The 8,604-nt window shown below is 46.1% G+C and carries 7 protein-coding genes; 3 read left to right on the top strand and 4 right to left on the bottom strand.

The window, feature by feature from the left end; translation table 11 throughout:
- From C7B77_RS17225 to C7B77_RS17215, 3 genes are all read right to left on the bottom strand, one after another.
- A partial coding sequence (locus C7B77_RS17225) for a HEAT repeat domain-containing protein (protein WP_181243900.1) occupies window positions 1-905 on the bottom strand: 905 nt, incomplete at its 3' end.
- Between the two features lie 532 nt (window positions 906-1,437).
- Window positions 1,438-2,535, bottom strand: coding sequence for a phospho-N-acetylmuramoyl-pentapeptide-transferase (gene mraY / locus C7B77_RS17220; RefSeq protein ID WP_106307423.1), 1,098 nt, complete (start codon window positions 2,533-2,535; stop codon window positions 1,438-1,440).
- 96 nt (window positions 2,536-2,631) lie between these two features.
- On the bottom strand, window positions 2,632-2,928 hold the full coding sequence (locus C7B77_RS17215) for a DUF3134 domain-containing protein (protein ID WP_219892183.1): 297 nt from the start codon (window positions 2,926-2,928) through the stop codon (window positions 2,632-2,634).
- 104 nt (window positions 2,929-3,032) lie between these two features.
- Between C7B77_RS17215 and C7B77_RS17210 the strand changes: the two genes are divergently transcribed.
- From C7B77_RS17210 to ctpB, 3 genes are all read left to right on the top strand, one after another.
- Window positions 3,033-3,623 (top strand): PAP/fibrillin family protein, encoded by a 591-nt coding sequence (locus C7B77_RS17210; RefSeq protein ID WP_106307420.1) that lies wholly within the window; start codon window positions 3,033-3,035, stop codon window positions 3,621-3,623.
- Between the two features lie 107 nt (window positions 3,624-3,730).
- On the top strand, window positions 3,731-4,510 hold the full coding sequence (locus tag C7B77_RS17205; RefSeq protein WP_106307417.1) for a PD-(D/E)XK nuclease family protein: 780 nt from the start codon (window positions 3,731-3,733) through the stop codon (window positions 4,508-4,510).
- Window positions 4,511-4,856: 346 nt separating this feature from the next.
- A complete protein-coding gene (gene ctpB, locus C7B77_RS17200; RefSeq protein WP_106307414.1) occupies window positions 4,857-6,182 on the top strand; it encodes a carboxyl-terminal processing protease CtpB in 1,326 nt (441 codons plus the stop codon).
- Window positions 6,183-6,303: 121 nt separating this feature from the next.
- Here ctpB and C7B77_RS17195 read toward each other — a convergent pair.
- Window positions 6,304-8,604 (bottom strand): plasmid replication protein, CyRepA1 family (locus C7B77_RS17195; protein ID WP_106307411.1); only part of this gene is annotated, 2,301 nt, incomplete at its 5' end.

The following is an 8,604-nucleotide window of genomic DNA, read 5'->3' as shown; positions in this document are numbered from 1 at the left end:
GATGTGTATAAGAGACAGAGCGATAATATTGTTGACGATTTTAAGTCGTCAGGAGTGCGGCTCGATGCCAATACTTCAGTCAAAACTGTGACTGCTTCTGGATCTGCTAATCTGGCTAAACCCAATGCGGTTGCTTGGCAGACGCTTAAGTCTAGATCGAATAATAAAGGTCGTAAATGTTGCAGCAGATCCAATTGAGATGCGACGTCTTCGCGACAGGATAAGGCGACTACGGCGGCTTTGCGGACGCTGGCGATCGGATCGGTAAGTTTGGCAATCAGGAGCGGGGGAATCCGCAGATCGTGGAAGCTGCCGAGTGCTTCGACGACGATGGTGCGGATCTGCGGATCGGGGTCGTCAATTATTTGCAGTAATGGCTCGATCGTTTGCGAGTGGCGGATTTGAGCGAGGATGCTGGCGGCTAGCCGTCGGTTGGCGATCGACTCATCGGTGCTAGGTTGCAATAATAGTTCGGCGACGGCGGCGATCGCGGGAGTACCGATTTTGGCTAATGCGCTAGTGGCGATCGCGCTGAGTTCGGGGTCTTCATCTGTTTGGATTATGGCTACCAGTGCGGTGACGACTTCGGCTCGTGCGAATGCCCCTAGAATTCGGGCTGCAAACCATCGATCTTCGAGATCGACTTCTGGATCGTTAACGATGTCTAGCAGGGGTTGGATGGCAATTTCGCCCAGTTTGGGAATGATTTTGGCAATTTCCCATTGTTGCTCGAAGTCGCCTTGGCTCAATACTTGCAGGGCTAGATCTAGGGCGATCTGGTTCTGTTGGAGTCGATCGACTGGTAAGCTTTGGAGGCTGTCTATGACGATCGACCATCGCTGATGGTTGGGGATGTTGGCTCCGGTTGCCGCCAGGATAGCTCGATCGAGATCGATGGATGACATGTTTGGCGATGATTGAGAGGGATGCAGTTTTGGGTTCGCTGGTGCTATGAGAACCCGGATCTGGGGGAGGCTTCCCCCAGACCCCCCGCTGAGGGGCAGGATGCCGCCCCTCAGACTCCCCTGCATAAGGGTCGATCTGTTTGCGGTGGGGCGCGCTTCTCTTCGAGACGCTACGCGAACGCATTAGTGCTTTGAGTTAGTTATCTGCTGAAGTTTTTGTCTCGTCTATCGACGAGAGATTCCATCCGCATTGGTGCATCCAATTATTTATCTGTAGAAGCTCGCGCTTCTTCTCTAGAACCCATTTGATATCTCGACAGTTGGTTGACAAAGTGCCTCATCCTGTCTTTTTTTGGATCTGTAGGGGTGGGTTTATGCAAATTAATGTAGATATTACTGTTTAACATCAAACAAAACCCACCCTCCACTGCCAGGAGATAAAAAGGTTTCAGGCGTAATTTAATTCATAAATAATTGCACCTAACTTACTTATACATGCTCGATTCGATCCGAAAAAGATCTCAAATGGGTTCTATAATGTTTGCCGACTTAGCAGGCTGATGATTACTAGTAAGACTTCGATCGCGTAAAAGACGCCGACGACTTGGGTTTCTGTCCAGCCGCTTAATTCTAGATGGTGGTGAATGGGAGCCATTTTAAATAATCGCTTGCCTTTGCCTTCAGCGTCTTTGGTGGCTTTGTAGTAGCCTACTTGAGCGGTTACTGACAGGGCTTCAACTGCAAAGATGCCGCTCAAGATGAATAGCACCCAGAGATTTTCGGTGAGAATGCCGACTGCTGCTAGTGCGCCTCCAAGAGCGAGGGAACCAGTGTCACCCATAAAGACTTTAGCTTTGTTGCGATTGTGGACGACAAAGCCGAGATAACTACCGCTGAGGCAGATGCACAAGATAGCGAGACTGGGTTCTTTGGGGAGGATAATTGCGGCTAAACCTGCTAGGGCGATCGCTCCGGTACCGCCAGCCAAGCCGTCTACGCCATCGGTTAGGTTGGTGGCGTTGCTTTCGGCGAGGAGCGCGAATATGGCTAGACCCCAGAATAGCAATCCTAGAGGTAAAACTACTTGAAAGGGTAAATGCACGTTGGTAATGACATTACCTCTACTGTAATAAGCCCAGCCACAAAAGGCGATCGCGATCGCTGTTTGGAGTAGTAGTTTACCTTTGGGGGTCAGACCTTCGTTTTTGCGGTTGCTCAAACTCTTCCAGTCATCGACGCCACCAATAGCAAAGTAGCCTAAGCTGGTGAGGGCGACGGCGATCGCGTCGGGATTGAATTGCGACCAAATTACGCCTAAAATCGTCCCGATCGGTACGACGAAGACACCACCCATGGTGGGCGTTCCTGCTTTTTTGAGGTGTGCTTGCGGGCCATCTTCGCGAATGAATTGACCCATTTTTAACTGTTTGAGTAGCGGAATGGCTTGATAACCGATCGCCGTTACTAACCCAGTAGAGACGGCAAATGGCAGGAGTAGGGATGACATCAGACTCTTACCATTTTGCCAGTCTACCCACAGTACGGCTCCAGTCAGGAACAGTCCTAATAAAATTAGCAAGACAGTTCCTGTAGGATTGAAACCGCGTGCCGATACCGATCTATCCTCCATCTATATTTCTCCCAGATAATTGCGATCGCTATAATCCTTGCATAAATTAATCCCAAGCGATCGCAAATAAATCGCTAGGAGCGACCGAAAATTTATTTAGATTTCATCGACATCATCGACATCATCAACATCATCATCTTCTTGGTAGCTGCGATCGTCTTCAAATAATTCTTCGTCTGTATTTGGTTGATCTAGTGCCGAAACCGCAGGATCGCGTTCGTCTCTGTCGATCAGCCGACCTTGAGCTTCGAGCCATTCTAAAATTGAAGTATTTCTCTCAACGGCAATTACTGGTGCGGGTTCGTAGCGTGGTTGTTGTTTGAGGGCTGGATTGACAAAGGTATCCAGAACATCGAGGTCTAGAGAATCGGGCATGGTAAAGTTGATTGGCATTATGTTCTCATAGTTTATCATTTTAGGGGATGGGGGATATTTCGCTCGAACATCGCGATCTGACTTCTTTACACATCTAAAATAGATTAACTAAGGAATTTAATATGCCCAAATCCAAGTTACTCGCCGCCATCGCGGGGAAAAATCGCGGTATTTTAGCAACTTCTACCGATCGACAGGCAATTCTGGCAGCAATTACCGAGTTGGAGTTACGCAATCCCCATCCACGTCCGTTGACGACGGCGATCGATTTATTGGCTGGTAATTGGCGGTTGCTTTACACTAGCAGTCAGAGTTTGCTGGGCATCGACAAATTTCCACTAGTTAAACTGGGCGATATTTATCAGTGCATTCGTCCGACTACCAGCGCGGTTTATAATATTGCTGAAGTTGGTAGTTTACTGCCCGGTTTAGATGGTTTAGTCGCGATCGTTGCCAAGTTTACACCAGTAAATGAGTGTCGGGTGAATGTGCGATTCAATCGATCTGTCATTGGTTTGCAGCGATTTATCGACTATTCAAATCCCGATACTTTGATTGACGCGATCGAAAATGGTCGCAAGTTTACCGCGATCGATCTACCCATTAATCGTCCAGAAGACAAAGCACCTGCATGGCTGGAGGTTACCTATCTCGATGAAACCCTGCGAATTAGTCGAGGTAATGAAGGTAGCGTGTTTGTGTTGACTAAATAATTACCAGGATTTCAGGATTTTCAAGGTTTTCAGGATTAGGTTATCGGTGCTATCCCCAACACCCAACACCCAACACCCAACACCCAACTCCCAACTCCCAACTCCCCTTGCTGAGAATCTCCCAACGACACCTAAAAATTCTCGAAACTTGTCCGCGTCAATTCGAGCATACGTTTTGCGATCGATTGACGTTACCGATGGCTGCGGTGCAACAATCTAAAACTCAGTTGGGTAGTGATTTTCACTTATTGATGCACCAACGCGAACTTGGATTGCCGATCGAGCCAATTTTAGCGCGATCGCCAGAACTTAATACCTGGATGCAAGCGATGCTGCGGATCGCTCCAGAACTGTTTGAAACAGACACCAACATCTGGAGACAGAGCGAGCATGTGCGGACATTAGAAATCGGTAATTATTTGTTTACAGCGATCTACGATCTGTTGATTTTACAACCCGATCGGGCAGATATTATCGACTGGAAAACTTATCCTCTGCCTAAATACAAAAAAGATCTCGATCTGGAGTGGCAAACGCGACTGTATTTGTATCTTCTTGCCGAAACTAGCGATTATTTACCCAAGCAGATTGCGTTTACTTACTGGTTCATTCAATCCACCCCACAGCCGAAGTCGGTAAGTATTAATTACACGCTCAAGCAACACCGTCAAACTCAGATCGATTTACTGGCTTTGCTAGAAAAATTGACAACTTGGCTCGATGCCAATCGCACTCGCCAGGAACTTTTTCCGCAAGTAGCGGTGTCAACAGGGATATGTCAGCGTTGTAGCTTTGCCGTGCGGTGCGATCGCCAAAACTTGGATGAGCCATTACCAGATCGGCTTACCAGCAGCCAGCTCGATCTGATTCCAGTTATCCCTATTTAAAAATCCATCGGGATTAACAGGATTTTAGGATTAACAGGATGGGTTTGCTGGTAAGTGGTCTTTAAATCGAGCCGATCGTTAAACGGCGTCAACTAGGATAACGTTTCTTGCCCTCGCTCCCCGCTCCCCGCTCCCCGCCAAAATAGTAACTAGATTTATGCCAAAACTACTAGATTAAGATTTATTAATTTTACTTACATAATTGCAGTCAAAAATACGATTTATGCAGCAAAGCAATTGAGATTGAGTTAAATTAGCATTGATAGATTCGCGCTGCCTCGGCGATCGCTTCCGACTAGCGGTGCTCCGAGCGTCATAACCTCCCAAGAATGCCATAATTGTCTCTATGACCCAACCATCCACATTCCGATTTGTTTGGCAACCTAAACTAGTTCTACGTGGAGCGATGTTTACTGGAGCTATGCTTGCCACATTGTTGCCAATTGGTGCCACTTCTTCTGTTGCGGCATTTAAGGATAGCCCGAAAGCGATCGTCGATGAAGCTTGGCAGTTGATTAATCGGGAGTACGTAGACGGGACTTTCAATCGTGTGGACTGGCAACAAACCAGAAAGGATCTGCTCAAACGCAACTATCGCAATCGTCAAGAAGCATACGTTGCCATTCGCACGACGCTCAAGAAGTTAGGCGATCCTTATACTCGATTCATGGATCCGCAGCAGTTCCAATCGCTCAACAATCAAACTAGCGGCGAAATGTCTGGTGTTGGGATCAAGCTGGAGGCTAACCCGCGCACTAAACAATTAGTAGTTGCCGAAGCGATCGAAAATTCACCCGCAGCCAAAGCTGGAATCAAAGCTGGCGATGCGATCGTGGCGATCGATGGTAAGTCTACCAAAAATATGACTCTCGAAAATGCGATTGGTCTGATTCGCGGTGAAATTGGCAAATCGGTTACGCTAAAAATCGCGCGTGGGAGTAGCAGTCCGTTTGATGTGCCGCTGACGCGCGCTCAAATCGAAGTTGCATCGGTATTTTCGGAAGTCAAACAGGAAGGAAAATTAAAAGTTGGTTATATCCGGCTGTCTGAATTTAGCTCTCACTCTTCCGAGCAGATGCAAAAAGCGATTAAAGATCTCAACCGCAAACAAGTCAATGCTTACGTGCTAGATATGCGGGGAAATCCCGGTGGATTGCTGCAAGCAAGTGTCGAAATTGCTCGGATGTGGCTGGATAATGGCACGATCGTCAAAACTGTCGATCGTAAAGGTACTAATGAAAATTTTCGCGCAGTTCAAGGTGCTTTAACTCAACTCCCGATGGCGGTGTTGGTAGATGGCAATTCAGCTAGTGCGAGTGAGATTCTCGCAGGCGCGCTCAAAGACAACCGCCGCGCACAAATCGTCGGCGCGCAAACTTTTGGCAAAGCTCTAGTGCAATCTGTCCACTCGCTCTCTGATGGTTCGGGAATAGCGGTAACTGTCGCTCATTACTATACTCCCAATGGCACCGATATCGGTCAGAAAGGTGTGACTCCAGATGTAAGGGTAGATCTGAACTTTATGGAGCAAAAGAACCTCTCTGAGTCGCCAAACTTGCTAGGAAGTGCTCGCGATCCGCAGTATCAAAAAGCGATCGCCGTATTGCAAAGCAATCCAAATTTAGCTAATCCGAATCCTGGCAAGGTGCCAGCAGTCAGCAGCAATCGCTAGCTTTTAACAATTACTCAGCGAAGCAATATCCCCGACTTTTTCAAAAAGTCGGGGATATTTTATATCGTCTGTTGGTGCTGTTGGGTTTCGTGCCTCAACCCAACCTACCACTACCAACTATTTACGCCGAACGCAGGAGTTCTCGACTTTGTTGTTTTTGCCATACTTTAAAAATCTCGTCACGACCATCATTTAATAACGATCGATCGAGTTGATAGATACTAGTAGATTTGTCTTGTTTTTTAGAACCAGATGAAATTGGGAGAACTTTCAATCCTAATAAGTTTAATAACCGATTGAGTACGGCAATTGGACTGACTTCACCATTACTATAGTTGGGCATGTCAATTCCAATCGCGCGTTTGATATGTTGGCTGCATAGATAACTAATTCGTTTGAGGGAGATTAGATCTGGATCGGTAATTTGTAATTGTCTGTCTGGATCTAAAAAGTTAATGTTGCCTAATGCTAATAATCCCTGAATTTTGAGAATATGATGATTGGCATCGGGTAAAAATACTTTATCTGGTCTATCTAGATCTCGATCCCAAACTAGATAAATAGATTGAGGGAGATATTGTTGATGATTGAGCAGATAAAAGTGAGTTAATAATTGACCGTAATAACCTTTATCATCTTTGAGTTTGAGTTCGGGTGTAATCGTTACGCCATATCGCTGCTGGAGGGTATATTTCTCGACTTGGGCGCGTTCTAAATCGGTGAGAAAACGTTTGTTCGATAGATATTGAAAATCGCGATGTCCGAGATCTGGTGCGGCGGCAACGGCTTGTGCTGCTTGATTTTTGACCTGTTGCTGAATCTTTTTAGTTTGCGTGCCGATCAGGCTATATTCGCGATCGCGTTGCGATTTTTCTTTGTGGACGTCAGCAATTTGACGCATGATTTCCATCGACTTTTGAGGGTCGGTTTTGGTTGCCTGAATTAAGGCAGTACGTAGCTCTTGTAAGCTCTCACGATCGCGATCTTCACTAATTACATGTACTTGATGTCCTTCGCCAAGTAAACCAGCTTTGACGGCATCGCGATACAAGGTAATCGAAGCATTAATCCGCGCGGCAAATTTTGCCCAAGTCCGTAGATGGATCGGATCGAAAACAAATGGTAAATCGACATCGATCCGCGTTAATGGACACATCAGCGCGTAATTTTCTTTGTAATTTTCTTGATACCAATACGCTAGCGATCGATAATTATTACTACCACTACCGATCGTACCCATGCCACGTTTGGCACACCAAATATAGCGCGGTACATTGGCTCTTACTCTGGCTAATGCTTGTCGAACTTCGGTATCGGGAATGACACCTTGAAAAATCCCATATACTCGATCGAAATGTTTGACATCGATACTGATGCCAGTACCTAAAGTTGGCGTCACAAATACCGCATCATATTCGGGAGCTTGAGTATTAATCGAGGATACAAAATCGACGGCGGGATGTCCGGTAGTATTAGTCGTATGACTGCAAACTACGAGCGTTTTGGTATAACTATCTTCGAGTTGTTTGAGAGCTTGTTGGATATAACGATCGATCGTATCGGAGCCATAACGACCCGATCGACTGTCGGTGGTAACATAGCATTTATGCCCAGCACGTAAATCTAATTCTAGCTGGTGGATGAGCGCGGTAGGATTGGGACTATCGTAGAAATGGACATCCCAGCCTCGCTCGGCGCGCCATTGATTGATGGCTATCCACGGCTCGATCTCGCGATCTGCCAATTTCTTGAGATAATCGATCGAGATATCGGATAAATCGGCATCTTGAGCAATGACGAGTCCATTTGTCTCGATGACTCTGGCAATTAAGTGTTGAAAGGTTTTTAAAATCGCCAGTCGCTTCTTTTTACAAGTCGAGCTATGGAGTAAATGCCAAAGAGATTGCTCGACTTCATCTAAAATAATTACCCCACCTTCCCAGTCGTTAGGATTGAGTTTCCACATTGAATCCAGACATAAGCCGAGACTATCCGATTGTTGTTTGGGTAACTGTTGGTTAATCCAATTCACACCAATTCGCTGACATAAAAATCGTCCTAATTGAATTCGATGCGTCAACAATAATACCGGACGATTGTTTGCTTGAGCAGCAGCAACGACTGGAATTAATGCCGTAGTTTTGCCAGTACCTTTGGCAGATTTAATTCCGACAATACCAATGCTTGGAAACTCAAGACCATGTAAATATCTACTTTCTAGTGCCAGATTTGGTGGATAACTTAATTCACTATGTCGTTTCGACTGAGCGAGATCTACTTCTAATTCTAATGCTTGTTGATAAATAGCTCGAAAAGCATCGATTCCCTGCGCGACGATAAAGTCATCAACACCTTTTTCAATCCCTGGTAATCTGATAACTTTAACATTACAGCCAGACTGCTGTAAAAGCTCGCCTAAATG

Origin of the sequence: Chamaesiphon polymorphus CCALA 037, assembly GCF_003003845.1 — a bacterium.
Lineage (GTDB): Bacteria > Cyanobacteriota > Cyanobacteriia > Cyanobacteriales > Chamaesiphonaceae > Chamaesiphon > Chamaesiphon polymorphus.
Note: the sequence above shows the minus strand (reverse complement) of the source record. Positions and strands in the feature narration are given on the sequence as shown.

Excerpts from the sequence above, each read along its gene's own strand:
- C7B77_RS17210 (WP_106307420.1), top strand. The coding sequence starts at position 3,033 with ATGCCCAAATCCAAGTTACTCGCCGCCATCGCGGGGAAAAATCGCGGT.
- C7B77_RS17215 (WP_219892183.1), bottom strand. The coding sequence starts at position 2,928 with ATGCCAATCAACTTTACCATGCCCGATTCTCTAGACCTCGATGTTCTG.
- ctpB (WP_106307414.1), top strand. The coding sequence starts at position 4,857 with ATGACCCAACCATCCACATTCCGATTTGTTTGGCAACCTAAACTAGTT.
- mraY (WP_106307423.1), bottom strand. The coding sequence starts at position 2,535 with ATGGAGGATAGATCGGTATCGGCACGCGGTTTCAATCCTACAGGAACT.